Raw genomic sequence first — 15,312 nt, 5'->3', positions numbered from 1 at the left:
CTCAGCCCACGATCTCGCGGAAGGTGAGCAGGCCCATGCCGTCCTGGTTGCGCACCCAGGGGCCGGCGTCCGGGTGGCCGACGTGGTCGAGGACGTCACCGGGTTGGACGGGCACCGACGTGGTCAGCAACAAGGTCCCGGCACCCGACGCGGAGACGTCGGTCACGACGGCCTCTCCGTTCACCCGGAATGCTGTGCCGGCGCCCGGTTCGACGATCACACCCGTCCGGTCACGTAGGTCGATCGCGATCCGGTTCGGTCCGACCCGGCGGACGCGTGCCGGGTTGGGGGCCGCCGTACCGGCCGCCGGTGCCCCGTACACGTCGGCGGCCAGCAGGGCGTGCGTCCAGCGGCCGAGCTCGCGGTAGCCGCCGAGGAAGTTCCAGTGGCAGCCGACGGCACCTTCCATGCCGTTGAGGCTGATCAGGCCGACCCCGAGGGTGTCTCCGAGGCGTCGTTGGCCGTCACGCAGCTCCACCGCCTCGGGGTTGTTGCACGGCGACCGGCGCACCTGCTGCACGTACACCCGAGGTTCGAGGGTCCCGTACGACAGGTCCTCGCGCAGGTCGGTGATCAGGTCGGTGGCCCCGGCCACGTGCACGGCGGCATCGTTGCCGTCGTTCTCGCCCTGGTTCCAGATCACGGCCGTCACCCGGTCGTCCAGTCCGGCCGTGCGCAGCCGCGTCAGCAACCGCCCGTAGTTGGTCTCGACGTCACCATGATCATCATCGTTGCGCAGGAACCACGAGATCGGTCGCCCACCGTGGGAACCCTGCAGGATGCCCACCGGAATCCCTTGCTGGGCAAGGATCTGGGAGGTGAACTGGATCGCCCACTGGCCGACGGCGCCGGAGTTCATCCCGGTGTCGGCGATGCCGCGATGCCACACGTCGTCGGCGGTGGACAGGTCGGAGTAGAGCGACGGGGTGCCGTACGAGCGGATGAACCGATTCTCCAGGTGGTGGGCGGTCTGTGATCCCCAGCGTCGCGCCTCGGCGTTCGACTGCCCGTGCACCACGTACACGTCACCGGCCACCACGCCGGGGATCCGCTTCACCAGTGTCGATCCCGCCGAGGTGACCGCCCACAGCTCGAAGTTCGTCTCGACCAGCGCGACGGGAACGGCCTCGGTGATCATGAAGCGGCCGTTGCGCAGGTGCACCGGTCGGACCCGGGTCCGACCGTTCCGTTCGGTGTGCAGTTCGAGTCGGGTCACCGCGGGGTCCACCACCCGGCCCGCGATGGTGGTCGTGACCGAGGTCGCTCCATGATCAGGCCGGACCAGGAGTTGACCAGGTGTCGGGGACCGGTCGAGCTCGACCGTCGCCGGCCGGCCGTAGAAGGTGAGGCGGCGGGTGGTGAACTGCCCGGCGTTCCCGCTGAACGTCCAGTCGGGATTCGCCCCGGCGGACGGCCCGATGCCGAGATCGATCGCGGCATCCCGGGTGGCCCATCGGTTGACCGCCAGCACGGTGCCGGCCTTGCCTGCGGCCGGGTCCACGGCGTGCACCTGGAACGACCCGAACGACACGTTGTTGGGCGTGTCATCGGTGTCGTAGGTCGCATCCAGGCTGAACGTACTCCCGGCGTAGCTGCCGGGCACCTGCCGTGACGCGGTCTTCCCGTACCCGTTGGGCCACATCTCGAGCCACCCGGTGCCATCGGTCACCTCCAGAACATGCGGCTGGTTGGACCGGGTGGTCAGGCCCAGGGCGGGCTGCCGGGTCAGCTGTCCGGTGGTGGTGGGCAGGGCGGTGTCGGACTGCTTGCCGGTGGCGTCGAAGGCGGCCCAGGCCCACTGCTGCCCCGCTGCGGAGCCGAGCTCGAGGCAGTAGCCGACCCGGTCGACGGTGGGTTGGTCGGCTGCCTGCCAGCTGTAGTCGGGCTCGCTGTTGCGCCACCCCTGACCGGCGACCGGCAGGTCGAGGGTGCGCAGCGGCACCATGTCCTCGCCGAGCCGCTCGGCCTCGCAGGCGGTGGTGGGAGCCGGTTCGGCAGCGGCGGTGGCGGTCGGGGTCGGGGTGCCGGCGAGCAGGCCGACGACCAGGGTGGCTGCGACACCCGCTACGAGGCCGGGCCGACGTGGGCGGTGAGATCGGTGGAGGGGGAACATGTCAGCCTTCCGCGGTGAAGGGTCCTCCGCGGCTCGTCCGGGACGGACTTCTGCCACGTTGAAGACGGGTCTTCTTCATACCGCTGAATCACCTGCGCTGACAAGGCCCCCTGCAAGGGTCGACCGACGGAGGCTCGGTCATCGCTAGGCTGGTGGCGCGACCGAGACACGGTCGGCGACAGGAGTTGCGCGATGCCTGACCAGCTGATGCCGGCCGCCTTCATCGGGCACGGCACGCCGATGAATGCCCTGGCCGACAACCGCTACACCCGCGCCTGGCGATCGTTCGGCGCCGCAGTCCCCCGGCCCCGCGCCATCCTGGTGATCTCCGCCCACTGGTACACCAACGCGACCGCGGTGACCGGGATGCCGAAGCCGCGCACGATCCACGACTTCTACGGCTTCCCCGACGAGTTGTTCGCCGTCGAGTACCCGGCCCCCGGGTTGCCCGAGCTGTACGAGGAGGTCGCCGACGCCGCCAAGCCCGACTGGGTGGGCTGCGACACCGACTCGTGGGGAATTGATCATGGCACTTGGTCGGTGCTGCGGCATGCCTTCCCCGGTGCCGACATCCCCGTGGTGCAGTTGTCGCTGAACGCCTTCAAGGGCCCGGATCGCCATCTGGAGCTGGGACGTCGGCTGCGCCCCCTCCGCGAGAGCGGGGTGTTGATCATCGGCAGTGGCAACATCGTCCACAACCTCCGGCTGCCCGACATGAACAGGCCGGATGCCGGTTTCGACTGGGCGCTTCGGTTCGACGAGGCCGCCAAGGAGAAGTTGACCACCGACCCGACCGAGATCGCCGCCCTGGATGGGCACCCCGACTTCGCGAAGTCGGTACCGACACCTGATCACTACCTGCCGATGCTCTACATCGCCGGCCTGGCAGGCGATTCAGCCCTGACGCCGATGGTGGACGGGCATGCGTACGGCTCGATCTCGATGGCCGCCTACACCCTTGGTCTGGACAAGCCGGCCACCGGGTCGGCCGGGTCCGATGCCGCCCAGTTGCCTGCCGGCGTGCCGATCGAGCAGAGCAACATCTGAGGCGGTCTCACGCCGGCCCGTGACTGACGTACGCGCTGCACACCCTCACCGAGCAGTGGGCGGGCCCCGGTGCTTGCCGGTGGCATGTCAGAGGCGTCTGGGAGACTTGGAGCGGCAGCCCGTAAGCGCGGACCGTTGATCGCCCGACATCCCTTACCCACAACGAAAACTCATCGAAACAACCCACACCCAACCCTTGTACGAACACATGTTCTAATCTAGAGTAGGGTGCATGAGCAGCGACGCCACCGAGCAGCCCGCCGGCACCCCCGCCACGGCGCTGGCGGCGCTCGAGGCCGGACTCACGGCCATGCTGCACCTCACCGAGACCGACCTGACGGGTCTCGACCCCGACCAACTCCTCGGTCTGGCACAGGGCTTCGAGCAGGTACGCAACCGGATGGCCCTGGTCGACCACACGGTCGTCGCCGCCTGCACCACGACCAACCTCGCCGACCGCCAAGGGTTCGGCTCCACCGCCCGACTGCTCGCCGGCCTGCTGCGCATCGCCGACGGCGAAGCCAAGGCACGCACCACGGCCGCCACCCAACTCCGACCCGACACGACCTTCACCGGCGAAACCGTCCCCACCCAACGCCCGGCACTCGCCGCAGCACAGGAGACCGGGCTGGTCAGCCCGCAGCAGATGTCCACCGCACTGCGCGCCCTAGCCAAGGTCGAGAAGACCCCGCGACTCGACACAGGCGTCGTCGAACAGGCCGAGCGCGACCTCGCCGAGCACGCGGTCCTGCTCAGCCCTCGTGACTTCCGCCGCTACGCCAACAAGCTCGTCGACGTGATCAACCCCGACGGCACTCGCCCCGATGACGAACACCACGAAGCCCACCGCGGCCTCGCTTGGTACGAAGCGCGCGACGGGTCCTGGCGCATCGAGGGCCGGATCACGCCCGCCCTCGGGCACAAGCTCGACGCCCTGCTCGACCCGCTGTCCCTACCTCATGAGGACGGCCCCGAAGGTCCCGACACCCGTGACCCCGGCCAGCGCCGTCATGACGCCCTCGAGATGATCATCGACCGTTTCCTCCGCGGCGACCTGCCCAACTTCGGCGGCACGCCGGTCAGTGTCATCGTGAACATCGACCACCAGGACCTGGTCGACCGGACCGGCCACGGCACCTACGCCGACGGCACCCCGATCCACACCACCACCTTGATGAATCTCGCCGACGAGGCGACCGTCATCCCCGCCTGGCTGGCCGCCAATGGCGCCGTCCTCGACCTCGGCCGCACACAGCGCATCGCCAACAAGGCGATCACCCACGCCCTGCACGCCCGCGATCAGGGCTGCTCCTTCCCCGGCTGCCACGTCGAACCCCAATGGTGCGAACGACACCATGTCATCGCTTGGCTCGACGGTGGCGAAACCAAGATCACCAACATGACCCTGCTCTGCCGGTATCACCACCACAACTTCGAACGATTGCGATGGACCTGCCGGCTGATCGACGGGATCCCCTGGTGGATCCCACCCGCCTACATCGACCCCCAGCAGAAGCCGATCCTCAACTCCCGCATCGCTCAGCGTGCAGCCTGACCCGGCATCAGCCGTTGGCCAGCAGGCGGCGCCATGAGGCGAGCAGTGCTCCGGCTGCCGGAGTGAGGGTGAGGGGCGGGGATGAGCCGTACGACAGCGGCAGGCCAGGCCCGAACTCCGCTACCGCCCGCGGTTCAGCCGCCGAGCAGGGTCAGCAGACGGTCGACCACGTCGGTCACCGGGATGTCCTCCCGGTCGCCCGAGGCCCGGTCACGGACCTCGACCACACCGTCGGCCAGACCCTTGCCGACCACCACGATCGTGGGCATGCCGAGGATCTCGGCGTCGGCGAACTTCACCCCAGGACTGGCCTTACGGTCATCGAGCAGCACCTCGAGGCCGGTGACCGAGAGGGCTTCGGCGATCTCGGCCGCCTTCGCGGCGACCTCCTCGCTCTTGCCGGTGGCCACGACCTGCACCGCGAACGGCGCCAGCTCACGCGGCCACACCAGGCCCTTGTCGTCACAGGTGGTCTCGGCCACCGCGGCCACCGCTCGGCTGACGCCGACGCCGTACGACCCCATGGTGACGGTGACGAGCTTGCCGTTCTCGTCCAGCACCTTCAGCCCGAGCGCCTCGGCGTACTTGCGGCCCAGCTGGAAGATGTGGCCCATCTCCATGCCCCGGGCCAGTTCCAGCGGTCCCGAACCGTCCGGTGCCGGGTCGCCGGCCCGGATCTCGGCGACGTCGATCGTGCCGTCGGGGGTGAAGTCGCGGCCGCAGACCAGGTCGAAGACGTGCTTGCCGGGCTCGTTCGCGCCGGTGACCCAACGGGTGCCGGTGACGACCTCGGGGTCGACCAGGTACCGGATGCTGCCCGGGGCGGGTGACTCGTCCGGTCCGAGCTCGCCCGAACCGAGGACCTGCGGACCGACGTATCCCTTTACCAGCTTGGGATGTGCGGCGAAGTCGTCGTCGCTGAACGGGACGATGTCCGCGCTCTCCCCCACCTGTGCCTCGAGCCGCTTCAGGTCGACCTCGCGGTCGCCGGGCAGCCCGATCGCCAGCGCTTCGCGGCGGCCGTCGGGATGGCTGATCATGAACAACACGTTCTTCAGGGTGTCGCTCGCCTGCCACGGCCGATCCTGGCGAGGCTGCAGCTCGTTGGCCTGGGCCACCAGGGTCTCGATGGTCGCCGAGTCCGGCGTGTCCTCGACGTGCGCGGGCGGGACGTCGTCGTACGGCTGCTCCGTGGCAGGCGGGCGGACGACCGCCTCGACGTTGGCGGTGTAGCCACCGGGCGAGCGCACATAGGTGTCCTCACCGTTCTCCGCAACCGCCAAGAACTCCTCCGAGGCCGAACCGCCCATCGCGCCGGAGGTGGCCTGCACGATCACGTACTCCAGCCCGAGTCGGGTGAAGATCTTGATGTAGGCGTCGCGGTGCGCGTCGTACGACTTCTGCAGGCCGGCGTCGTCGATGTCGAAGGAGTAGGAGTCCTTCATCACGAACTCGCGGCCCCGCAGCAGGCCGGCCCTGGGCCGCGCCTCGTCACGGTACTTGTTCTGGATCTGGTAAAGCGCCAGCGGCAGGTCCTTGTACGAGCCGTACAGGTCCTTGACCAACAAGGTGAACAGTTCCTCGTGCGTCGGCCCGAGCAGGTAGTCGCCGCCCTTGCGGTCCTTCACCCGGAACAGCGCATCGCCGTACTCGGTCCACCGACCCGTGGTCTCGTACGGTTCCCGCGGCAGCAGGGCGGGGAAGCTGACCTCCTGGGCGCCGATCGCCTCCATCTCCTCGCGGACGATGCGCTCCACATTGCGCAGCACCCGCAAACCGAGCGGCAGCCAGGTGTAGATACCCGGGGCGGCGCGACGGATGTAGCCGGCACGGACCAGCCAGCGGTGGCTCGGCAGTTCCGCGTCCGCCGGATCCTCGCGCAGGGTACGGACGAACAGCTCAGACATCCGGGTGATCAACGTCTTCTCTCCCTCTGGGTTGGACCTGCCCACCCTACCGAGGAGTCACCCGCGGTGTCGTACCGATTGCCGCCCCGGGACGGGTACCGGGGTTCGGTGGGCAGCCTCAGAGCCAACCGTTGTCGCGCGCGGCGAGGGCGGCCTCGGTGCGGTTGCTGGTGTGGGTCTTGCCGATCGCCACCGACAGGTGGTTGCGCACGGTGCCGGGAGACAGGAACAACTCGGTGGCGATCTGCCGGACACTGGCCCCGCCGAGGGCCGCCCGCAGCACGTCACGCTCCCGATCGGTCAGTGGATTCCGTCCGGCCACCAAGGTCTCCTCGGCCAGTGACGGATCGACCACGCGCAGCCCGGCGTGCACCCGCCGTACGGCGTCGGCGAGCTGCTCGGCCGGCGTGTCCTTGACGACGAAGCCGCTCGCGCCGGCAGCCAGTGCCCGGGCCAGGTAGCCGGGCCGACCGAACGTCGTCACGATCAGGGACCGACACCCGGTGCCACCGGCCGTGATCGCCCGGGTCGCCTCGATCCCGTCCAGGCCGGGCATCTCGATGTCGAGCAGTGCCACGTCGACCTCGTGCTCGGCGACGGTTGCCGCGACCCGGCTGCCGTCGCCGAGCTCGGCAACCACCTCGATGTCGGGCTCCATCGCGAGCAGCGCAGCGAGGGCGCCACGGACCAACGCCTGGTCGTCGGCCAGCAGCAGTCGGATGGGTCGGCGCGTTGCCTCAGGCGTCGGCTCCTGACTCACAAGATCACCTCCAGCGTCGTACCCGGCCGGTCGCGACCGGGCTCGGTCTCGGTGATCATGATGGTGCCACCGGCCTCGGCGACCCGGCTCCGTAGCCCGGCCAGGCCATGGGCCGACGGCACCTCTCCGGGCCGGGCCCCCGACCCGATCCCGATGCCGTCGTCGGCCACCGTCAGCCGCCCCGCACCGACGGTGACCATGCACCGATCGGCCAGCGAATGCCGTACGACATTGGTGATGGCCTCACGCAGACACCAGGCGAACAGGTCCTGTTGTCCGGCCGGGACCCCCGCCACCTCGTCGGGCCCGGGGAGCCGGGCGGCGATCCCGGCCGCGTCGAGTGCCTGCTGGGCTGCAGCGATTTGCCCGGGCAGGGTCGGCGCCTGCAACCCACCGACGGTCGCTCGGACCTCACCGAGCGACTGGCGGGCCAGGGCCAACACGTCGGACAGTTCTGCCTTGGCCCGGTCGGGATCGGTGTCGACCAGGCGGTGGGCGAGCTCGGTCTTCACCGCGACCACGGTCAGTGAGTGGCCGAGCACATCGTGTACGTCCCGCCCGAACTGCTCCCGTTGCCGCGACAGCGACAGCTCCTGCTGCAGTTGCGCTGCCCGTTCCTCACGGCTCTGGACGTATCGGGTCCCCACCAGGAGCACCATCGACAGGCCCGCGGGAAGGAGCACCCACACGGTCCGCTCGACCCCGTCGATCATGATCGCGACCGTCAGTCCGACGGCCATGATCAACAGGGCCACCGACACGCCTATCCGCAGCGGCTGCATCATGATCCACGTGGCCAGCAGGAACGGCAGGAAGGTCCAGGTGGCCACGCCACCGGCCGGTTGCACCAGTGCCATGCACCCGGCCAGCACCAGCGTCACCCCGACCATGTTGGACCACCGTGGCAGCGCCTTGACCGGCCACGGGTTGAGGAAGCTCCACAGGTAGACGACCACGAAGGCGACCAGACCCACGACACCGAGCACCTGGAAGAGCACCCGGTTCGCCGGCGGAAGGTCGTTCAGGTTCAACAGGATCGACGTCAGCGGCCAGAGCAGGAAGATCAACCACATCCCGGTCATCACCAGGACCGGACGTCGCTCCTCGGGCCTGACCGAGGCGTTCGGCCAGTGCTCGGCATCCGGCCGCTGCCGGGGAAGCGTCCGGTCCTGGTCCGACATCAGCTCAACCGCGCCGGGTCGACCGCCGGGCGGCGACCAAGCAGATCACGGCGAACACTGCGGTCCATGACACAACGTTTAGCACGAGGGCCCACAGCTGGTCACTGGCCGGCGACGAACCGTCCATCGCGATGATGGTGCCCTCCAGCATCGGCCAACGGGCCAGCCCGGCAACGCCGTACAGCGGGGTGAAGCGGGCGATCTCGAGCAGGGTGCCCGACAGCGGCATGAACAGGTTGCCGAAGAAGGCCAACACCACCAACAGCCCCGAGGACGCCGAGACAGCGGCCTCGGACCGGAACAGCAGGGCCGCTCCCAGTCCGTAGAGCGCGAACGGGATCGCCCCGGCCAGTGCCAGCAGCGCGGTGAGTGGCCAACGCCACCAGGCGTCGAAGGTGGCCCCGGTCACCGCACCCACGACGAAGACGACGATGATCGGCAGGCACGCCATGGCGAGCGCCACCACGACCTTGCCGACCACGTAGCCCGATCGGGTCAGTCCGGTCAGTCCCAGTTGGCGACCCCACCCCTGTTGGCGTTCCAGCGCAGCCGAGCCGGCGATGCTGCTGGTCGCCATCGTCGCACCGTAGATGGTCATCGCGATCATGTTGTAGGTGGCCACGTTGCCGTGGCCGACCGATTCGGAACCGAACGCGGCCAAGGCACCGAACATCAGGTACAGCACCGTCGGCAGCACGATCAGGAAGAAGGTGGACTCGAACATCCGGACGTTGCGAGCGAACTCGTGACCGGCGAAGGCCAGCACGATCCGGGAACGGGACCGGGACCGCCCGCGCGGGATGGCGGGACCGGTCCCGGCGCCGGCGGCCGTGGTGGGGGCGTCGGGGACGGTCAGGGTTGATGAGGAGTTGATCATGTCAGGCCTCCGTGGTGGTGGGATTGTCGGCGACCGGGTCGCCGGTGAGGTCGAGGAACACGTCGTCCAGTGACGCGGCCGAGATGGTCAGGTCGTGGGCGAGCCGCTCGGTGAGCAGCAGTTCGGCAAGCCGGTCGGTGTCGGGGACGGTGAACCGGACTCGTCCGTGGTGATGGGACACCGCGTCGACCAGGTCGAGCCGGTCGGCCACCTGCTGCGGGTCGGCCGGCCCGTCCCAGACACAGGAGATCGTGCGGCGTCCGGTGTCGGTCACCTCGGCCACCGGGCCGTCCATGATCACCTTCCCGGCGCGCATCAGCACGATCCGGTCGGCGAAGTCGGCCGCCTCCTGCAGGTAGTGGGTGGCGAAGACGACGGTACGGCCACGTTCGGCCTCGGCGTGCATGGTGTCCCAGAAGTCCTTGCGCGCCCGAACGTCCATGCCGGCGGTCGGTTCGTCCAGCAGCAGGAGCTGCGGATCGGTCAGCAGGGCCAGCGCGAACCGGAGCCGCTGCTGCTCACCACCGGAACACTTGCGCACCTTCCGGCCGGCGATCTCGGTCGCCCCGGCTCGTTCCAGGGCCACCTCCACCGGGATGGGTCTCGGCTGACAGGCGGCCACCATCACGACGGTCTCCCGGACCGTCAGGTCGTGCAGCAGTCCCCCGGTCTGCAGCACCGCGCCGACCTGGCCGCGACGTACCGCCTCGGTCGGGTCCGTCCCCATGGTGGCCACCGACCCCGACGTGGGCGGGGTGAAGCCGAGCACCATGTCGAGGAAGGTGGTCTTGCCGGCACCGTTGGGTCCGAGCAGGGCGACGATCTCGCCGCGGTCGATCGTGAGGTCGACCCCGGCGACCGCGCGCACGGACCCGAAGTGTCGGTGGACGTCCACCGCCCGGAGCGCCGGGCCGCCGGGCGGATCGTCGGGCCGGGGCCCGCTGGTGGTCGGGACGAGCTGTGTTGTGGCGTTCATACCTCCCAGCGTGGCCCGTCGACGTCGCCGACGGATCTGTCGCCTGTCACGACCTGCCCATGACATCGGTCATGGGCAGCTCGCGGATCCCGAACCGCCCGCAGATCGTCAGCGGGATGCCCACGCCGTTTCAGGCCCGGGTCAGGTACATCCGATCCACGTACACCCATGGCACTCCTGCACTGCGTCCACTCACGTGCAGGTACCGATCCCGGTCCCAGCTGTACGTCCCGTCATAGCAGAGCAGATGGTACTGACCGTCAGTGAACTGCTTGATCGGGAAGGTCTGCAGCTCCGTTCCCTCCTTCGGATACGATCCGAGCTCGATGCCGACGGCATTCGGATCGGCCTCCGCGGTGACGTCCAACCGGACGAGGACGTGCACCCGCCACTCCCCCTCGGTCGGCAGCTGGTTCAGGTTGAGGTGCACGGCCTGTGTGCGCTTGAACCCCTCCATCTGAACCGCCCGGCCGTCCTGGGCGAGCGGGTCGTCGACGTGCGCGGTACCGGTGTGCCAGACGAAGAACCGTTCCTGTTCGACCACCTGGACGCTCCCCGGGGCGGCGTACAGCTCGAACCGGACGTCGTCAATGTGGATCTCCCCGGGGCCGCCGTAGTAAGCCGCGACGCAGCCGGGCGAGACGGTGACCGCCCCGGTGGGGAGTCGCTCGCTGTAACGGGCCACCGCCCAGTTCCCCTGCGACGCCGACATCGGGACGTAGTGGTCCTGTCGGTACCCCAGCGCCTGCCCAGCGGCGTCGAAGGCCCGCAACCCTGGGACGAAGACCCCCGTCGCTCGCTGCCCATCGGGCACCCGGTAGCGGTACTCCTGCACCCAGACACCATCGACCACCGGGAAGGTGTTGTTGGCCTGGTTGATCTGGCAGGTGACGAAGCCGCTCGGCACCCGGAGACTGTGCGCGCCCTCCGCCGAGTATTCGTCGGTGACCTCGATCGGCCGGTCCAACGGACTGCTGGGCTTGAACACCCAGCCTGTCGTGTCGCCGGTCTCGAAGCCGGTGTTGATGCCGTACGACACCCGTTCGCCGTTGATCATGTGGAGGCAGTGCTTGCTCCATGCCTGCAGGTGGGCCGACCCCCCACTGTTGTCGGCCAGTTCCGTCACCCGCGCCAGCACGACATCGGCGCCCTCCGCGCCGCTGCGGACGAAGTCTGCGATCTTGATCATGGTCTTGGTGTTCCAGCCACTCCATGCGGCGCCATAGGCCTCGAAATGCGCTCCCGGCTTCTTGTGCAGTTCGTCGGCCTGCATCTCCTCGAACACCTGCTTGCGACGGACTGCCATGGCCACCGATCGGTCGATGGTTGCGGCAAGATCGTTGATCATGGCGAGCGCCTCGGCCGAGGTCGTGGGCGCAGGCAGGTCGCGTGGGTAGCTCAGCGCTGATGCCTCGTAGTACTCGAACTCCTTCACCAGGGCGTCACCGCGTCGGTGCTGCTCCGGGGTCTGGGTGTGGGCGCGCATGTTCTCGATCATGGTGCGCGATCTCCGGATGTCGTCAGGGGTCACCGCGTCGAGATAGCTCAGGTCGTCGAACGGGAACCAGGTCAGGTCGCGACCACCCGCGAACCAGGTGGTCTGCGGTGCACGTGTCATCCAGAAGTCCTCCCACAGTTCGTAGAACTGCTGCAGGTACCGTGCCGCGGGGACACCTACGGCACGGCGGTACCACTCCTGGGATTCCGTGACCAGCGACCGGTCACCGTCCCATAGCTTGCGGCTCAACGCCCACGGCTTGGCGCCCTCGCCCCAACTGTGCTGGAGCTCAGCCATGATGCCGACGATGCGGTTGTCCCTCGCCCAGTCCAGCACCTCGTCCCACAGGTGCATCGGAACCCGGGGCACGGCGTACGGGTGGCCGTAGATGTAGTCGTACCAGCCGAGTTGGGACGCAACCTCAAGCCAGGCCCGGGTCGTCGCAAGGTCCTTCTCGCGCAGTTCCGGATCGACCCAGTGGTAGCGGTCATAGGTCAGGAAGGGCACCACTCTCGGGTGCAGTGCGAACGGCGGTGGGTCCTGGACGTAGTGGTAGGCGAGCGCACCGATCCAGCGATCGGAGAACTCGGGGTGCTCACTCATCACCAGCTCGGCCACCTGGTTGACCCAGTTCCAGTAGATCGGCGACATGTCGGGCATGCCGAGGCTGTTGGTCCCTGTGCCGGCAAGTTCGTCCTCGCTGAAGCCGCTGCCGTCCGTGACCCCCAAGGAGTACGACGGGGCGTCCGGGAACGTCGTGAAGTAACGGACAACTGTGGCCGCGGCTTCCTCGACCGTGCCGGGGGCCAGGAATCTGGGCTGCCACCCCACGTGATGGCCGGCCGGCGGAATGTAGGTCTCGCCGTTGATGATGGGGTACCACTCCGGGTGCGTGGTGCCGAACTTCTTCGAGTCGAAGATCGTGTACAAGTTGTGGTGGAAGTGCAGTCGCCAGTGCGTCCGCCCCTTGTCACCCCAGGCCTTCAGTGCCGTGTTCGGCTCGCTCCAACTGGTCTGCTGGTACGACGGTGTCGGATACAGGGTCCGTGACGTGAACGTCGGGTCCTCCCGCTCCAGAGCTCGGGGGGCCCGGATCCTCGTCAGGTGCGGAACATCCTCTCCCAGTTCGGTCGGCATCAGCCATGCCACGCCCATGTGGCGCTCGGCGAACTGCTGGACGGCGTGCCGGGTTCCCCAGCTGGTAGGGCCGATGAGGGTGAATGTCGCCTCGTGTCGAGCGAGCAGGGTCCCGTCCGGATCCATCTCCGACAAGGTGGTGGCGATGTCGGGATGGGAACCGGGACCGGCGAACCCGACATAGATGCGGACGGGTCCCTGCGGCAGGCCGTCGACACCGGTGTGGAGCGGCAGGGTGACGCCGGTGGCTCGTTGAACCAGGCGGATCAACTCGTCGGCAGCGGACCTGGTCTGGGCATCGGCGCCGGGATCGAGCACGACGATCGACCTCGCCTCACCCCGATGGACCAGCGTGAGGGGATCAGCGGCCGCGGCCGGTGCCGTGGTGAGGCCGGTGGCCATCACCACCGCAGCGGTCCCGACACCTGCGGACAGGAATGTGCGGCGACTGAGTTCGGGCAGAGTCTGATCGGGCATGGGTGTGGTGCTCCTTCGCACACGAGGCTGCGGTGAGGGCAGCCTGCAGCCCGCCCCGGACAATTGCCAAGCCACGAGGCCATCATCTGGAACCGACCTTCGTGGACGGACACCGCAACACGTTGCTTTCCGGCGACAATGGCGCCACTCAGTGAAACGCGGCGTTCGGAATGAACGACGGGACTTGGGGGCCATGAGCGCGATGTCGTCTGCCGAACGCACCCTGCAGGTGCTGAGCACCGTGGGCCGTGCCTACCGTGAAGTGAGCCTCGGCGAACTCGCCAGCGCGCTCGGGTGGCCCAAATCGTCGGTACTCCGCTACGCCAGCACTCTGGTCATCGACGGATTCCTGGTCCGCAACGGCGAGGGGCACTACGGTCTCGGGCCAGCCAGTTGGAGGCTGCAGGACAAACGCAACTATGCGACGTACCTGACCGAGGCCTGTCAGCCGGGCCTCGACATGGTAGCCGAGGCTACCGGCGAAACGGCCGTACTGTCCGAGCTGACCGGTCGCTGCACAACAGCCCTCACGATCGCCGCCGGCTCCCGGACGCCTCGTCCGCCGGTCCCGGTGACCCCCGTGCCGGTGCATGCGTCGGCCTTCGGGTGGGTCCTGATCGCGTGGCTCCCCCCGGGCCAGCGCGCCTTGGCCGTGCCGACATCGCTGGAACCTCTCACGTCGTCCACCATCCGCAGTCGGGCGACCCTGGAGAGGGAGTTGGCGACCGTGTGCGCCCAAGGCTTCGCCGCCGAATGGGGTCACGCCGATCCCCGCCAGGCCACGGTGGCGGCCCCGGTGTTCAGCTACTCCAAGGTGGCGCTGTCGCTCGGGGTCCTCATTCCCCGCAGTCGCCTGTCAGCGGCCCGGGCAGCCTCCCTGGGCCGGGTGCTGTGTGATGCTGCGGACCAAGCCGCAACCCATCTCGGTGTACCCCGACACGCCCCGCCGTACGCCACAGCGTGGTCGCTTGCCGATCCCTCTGGAGCAACCACATGAGTGCGGACCCGAGCCGGTACGCGGGCACCTCTGCCACCCGCGTGCTGCACCTCCTGAACGTCCTCGGCTCGAGTCCGGCACGGAGCTGGACGACGAGCGAGCTGGGGCAAGCGACCGGATCCCCGACCTCATCCGTCCGCCGACACCTGGGAGTCCTGCTCACACTCAAGTACGCCCACCGCACGCCAGATGGTCGCTACACCCTGGGTTCAGAGGTCTGGCTCTTGCAGAACGAGCCGGACTACTTGGAACTCCTCGTCACCGCAGCGGCTGAACCGTTGGCGGCGCTGCGTGACACGACCGGCGAGACCGCTCTGTTGACGGTGCTCGGCGGCGAGGACGCAGTGGCCCTCACCCAGGCGGAGTCGCGGCACTCCCTCGTGGCGCGTGTTCCCCTGGGCGACCGGCTGCCCGCCCACTCGTCGGCACAGGGCCTGGCATGCCTGGCACTGCTCACCCCCGCCGACGGCGAACGCTTCCTGCCCCGGCGCGGCGTCGACCTCGACCGGTTCCGGGACGACATCGCCAACACCCGACGCCGCGGCTACGCCGTCCAGCACTCGGACGTCATCCCCGGAGTCACCGGCCTCGCCGTCGCCGTGCCCAACGTCATTCGGCTCTGCGCGATCGGCATTCTGGCTCCGGACGCCCGCATCGCCCGCGGTGACCACCCCGGCCTCGCCGCCGCCCTCGGCCATGCGGCGTCGGTGATCGCCACCGGCCTGGCCGAGGGACGGGCCGCCCGACTCCGCGCGTTCAACCGCAACGCGACCCACCGCTGACATGA

General features: G+C 68.8%; 11 protein-coding genes and 1 pseudogene. 5 read left to right on the top strand and 7 right to left on the bottom strand.

Annotation, left to right across the window (positions count from 1 at the left end; all coding sequences use genetic code 11):
* Nucleotide 1 precedes the first annotated feature (1 nt).
* The gene (locus ACQBAU_RS07120) at nucleotides 2-2,113 is read right to left on the bottom strand and encodes a sialate O-acetylesterase (RefSeq protein WP_465255769.1); all 2,112 of its coding nucleotides are present in this window, start codon (nucleotides 2,111-2,113) and stop codon (nucleotides 2-4) included.
* Between the two features lie 192 nt (nucleotides 2,114-2,305).
* On the opposite strand from ACQBAU_RS07120, the gene ygiD reads away from it, so the two are divergent.
* Both ygiD and ACQBAU_RS07110 read left to right on the top strand, forming a co-directional pair.
* A complete protein-coding gene (gene ygiD, locus ACQBAU_RS07115) occupies nucleotides 2,306-3,160 on the top strand; it encodes a 4,5-DOPA-extradiol-dioxygenase (protein ID WP_465255768.1) in 855 nt (284 codons plus the stop codon).
* A 232-nt stretch (nucleotides 3,161-3,392) separates the two neighbouring features.
* On the top strand, nucleotides 3,393-4,715 hold the full coding sequence (locus ACQBAU_RS07110) for an HNH endonuclease signature motif containing protein (RefSeq protein WP_465255767.1): 1,323 nt from the start codon (nucleotides 3,393-3,395) through the stop codon (nucleotides 4,713-4,715).
* Between the two features lie 134 nt (nucleotides 4,716-4,849).
* On the opposite strand, the gene ACQBAU_RS07105 is transcribed toward ACQBAU_RS07110, so the two are convergent.
* From ACQBAU_RS07105 to ACQBAU_RS07080, 6 genes are all read right to left on the bottom strand, one after another.
* The gene (locus ACQBAU_RS07105) at nucleotides 4,850-6,622 is read right to left on the bottom strand and encodes a proline--tRNA ligase (protein ID WP_465255766.1); all 1,773 of its coding nucleotides are present in this window, start codon (nucleotides 6,620-6,622) and stop codon (nucleotides 4,850-4,852) included.
* 118 nt (nucleotides 6,623-6,740) lie between these two features.
* A complete protein-coding gene (locus ACQBAU_RS07100; RefSeq protein WP_465255765.1) occupies nucleotides 6,741-7,382 on the bottom strand; it encodes a response regulator in 642 nt (213 codons plus the stop codon).
* Nucleotides 7,379-8,563: a sensor histidine kinase gene (locus tag ACQBAU_RS07095; protein WP_465255764.1), complete on the bottom strand. Its 1,185-nt coding sequence runs from the start codon at nucleotides 8,561-8,563 to the stop codon at nucleotides 7,379-7,381. The genes ACQBAU_RS07100 and ACQBAU_RS07095 overlap by 4 nt, the downstream gene beginning before the upstream one ends.
* A gap of 4 nt (nucleotides 8,564-8,567) precedes the next feature.
* Nucleotides 8,568-9,440, bottom strand: coding sequence for an ABC transporter permease (locus ACQBAU_RS07090; protein ID WP_465255763.1), 873 nt, complete (start codon nucleotides 9,438-9,440; stop codon nucleotides 8,568-8,570).
* Between the two features lies 1 nt (nucleotide 9,441).
* Nucleotides 9,442-10,416, bottom strand: coding sequence for an ABC transporter ATP-binding protein (locus ACQBAU_RS07085; RefSeq protein WP_465255762.1), 975 nt, complete (start codon nucleotides 10,414-10,416; stop codon nucleotides 9,442-9,444).
* Between the two features lie 130 nt (nucleotides 10,417-10,546).
* Complete coding sequence (locus ACQBAU_RS07080; protein WP_465255761.1) at nucleotides 10,547-13,528, bottom strand: DUF4838 domain-containing protein; 2,982 nt, start codon at nucleotides 13,526-13,528, stop codon at nucleotides 10,547-10,549.
* A gap of 202 nt (nucleotides 13,529-13,730) precedes the next feature.
* On the opposite strand from ACQBAU_RS07080, the gene ACQBAU_RS07075 reads away from it, so the two are divergent.
* The 3 genes and pseudogenes from ACQBAU_RS07075 to ACQBAU_RS07065 all read left to right on the top strand — a co-directional run bounded on the left by ACQBAU_RS07075 (nucleotide 13,731) and on the right by ACQBAU_RS07065 (nucleotide 15,307).
* On the top strand, nucleotides 13,731-14,525 hold the full coding sequence (locus ACQBAU_RS07075) for an IclR family transcriptional regulator (RefSeq protein ID WP_465255760.1): 795 nt from the start codon (nucleotides 13,731-13,733) through the stop codon (nucleotides 14,523-14,525).
* Nucleotides 14,522-14,650, top strand: a pseudogene (locus ACQBAU_RS07070) (hypothetical protein); the annotation flags it as partial. The gene ACQBAU_RS07075 and the pseudogene ACQBAU_RS07070, both read left to right, overlap by 4 nt.
* Nucleotides 14,651-14,749: 99 nt before the next feature.
* Nucleotides 14,750-15,307, top strand: coding sequence for an IclR family transcriptional regulator domain-containing protein (locus ACQBAU_RS07065; RefSeq protein WP_465255946.1), 558 nt, complete (start codon nucleotides 14,750-14,752; stop codon nucleotides 15,305-15,307).
* The last annotated feature ends 5 nt before the right edge of the window (nucleotides 15,308-15,312 follow it).

Source organism: Carbonicoccus niuqiaonis (assembly GCF_050157065.1).
Taxonomy (GTDB): Bacteria; Actinomycetota; Actinomycetes; order Propionibacteriales; family Propionibacteriaceae; genus Avipropionibacterium.
This window is presented reverse-complemented; position numbering and strand designations above follow the sequence as displayed.

Coding starts and splice junctions, on each gene's coding strand:
- ACQBAU_RS07085 (WP_465255762.1), bottom strand. CDS start 10,416: ATGAACGCCACAACACAGCTCGTCCCGACCACCAGCGGGCCCCGGCCC.
- ACQBAU_RS07120 (WP_465255769.1), bottom strand. CDS start 2,113: ATGTTCCCCCTCCACCGATCTCACCGCCCACGTCGGCCCGGCCTCGTA.
- ACQBAU_RS07080 (WP_465255761.1), bottom strand. CDS start 13,528: ATGCCCGATCAGACTCTGCCCGAACTCAGTCGCCGCACATTCCTGTCC.
- ACQBAU_RS07075 (WP_465255760.1), top strand. CDS start 13,731: ATGTCGTCTGCCGAACGCACCCTGCAGGTGCTGAGCACCGTGGGCCGT.
- ACQBAU_RS07095 (WP_465255764.1), bottom strand. CDS start 8,563: ATGTCGGACCAGGACCGGACGCTTCCCCGGCAGCGGCCGGATGCCGAG.
- ACQBAU_RS07110 (WP_465255767.1), top strand. CDS start 3,393: ATGAGCAGCGACGCCACCGAGCAGCCCGCCGGCACCCCCGCCACGGCG.
- ygiD (WP_465255768.1), top strand. CDS start 2,306: ATGCCTGACCAGCTGATGCCGGCCGCCTTCATCGGGCACGGCACGCCG.
- ACQBAU_RS07105 (WP_465255766.1), bottom strand. CDS start 6,622: ATGTCTGAGCTGTTCGTCCGTACCCTGCGCGAGGATCCGGCGGACGCG.
- ACQBAU_RS07090 (WP_465255763.1), bottom strand. CDS start 9,440: ATGATCAACTCCTCATCAACCCTGACCGTCCCCGACGCCCCCACCACG.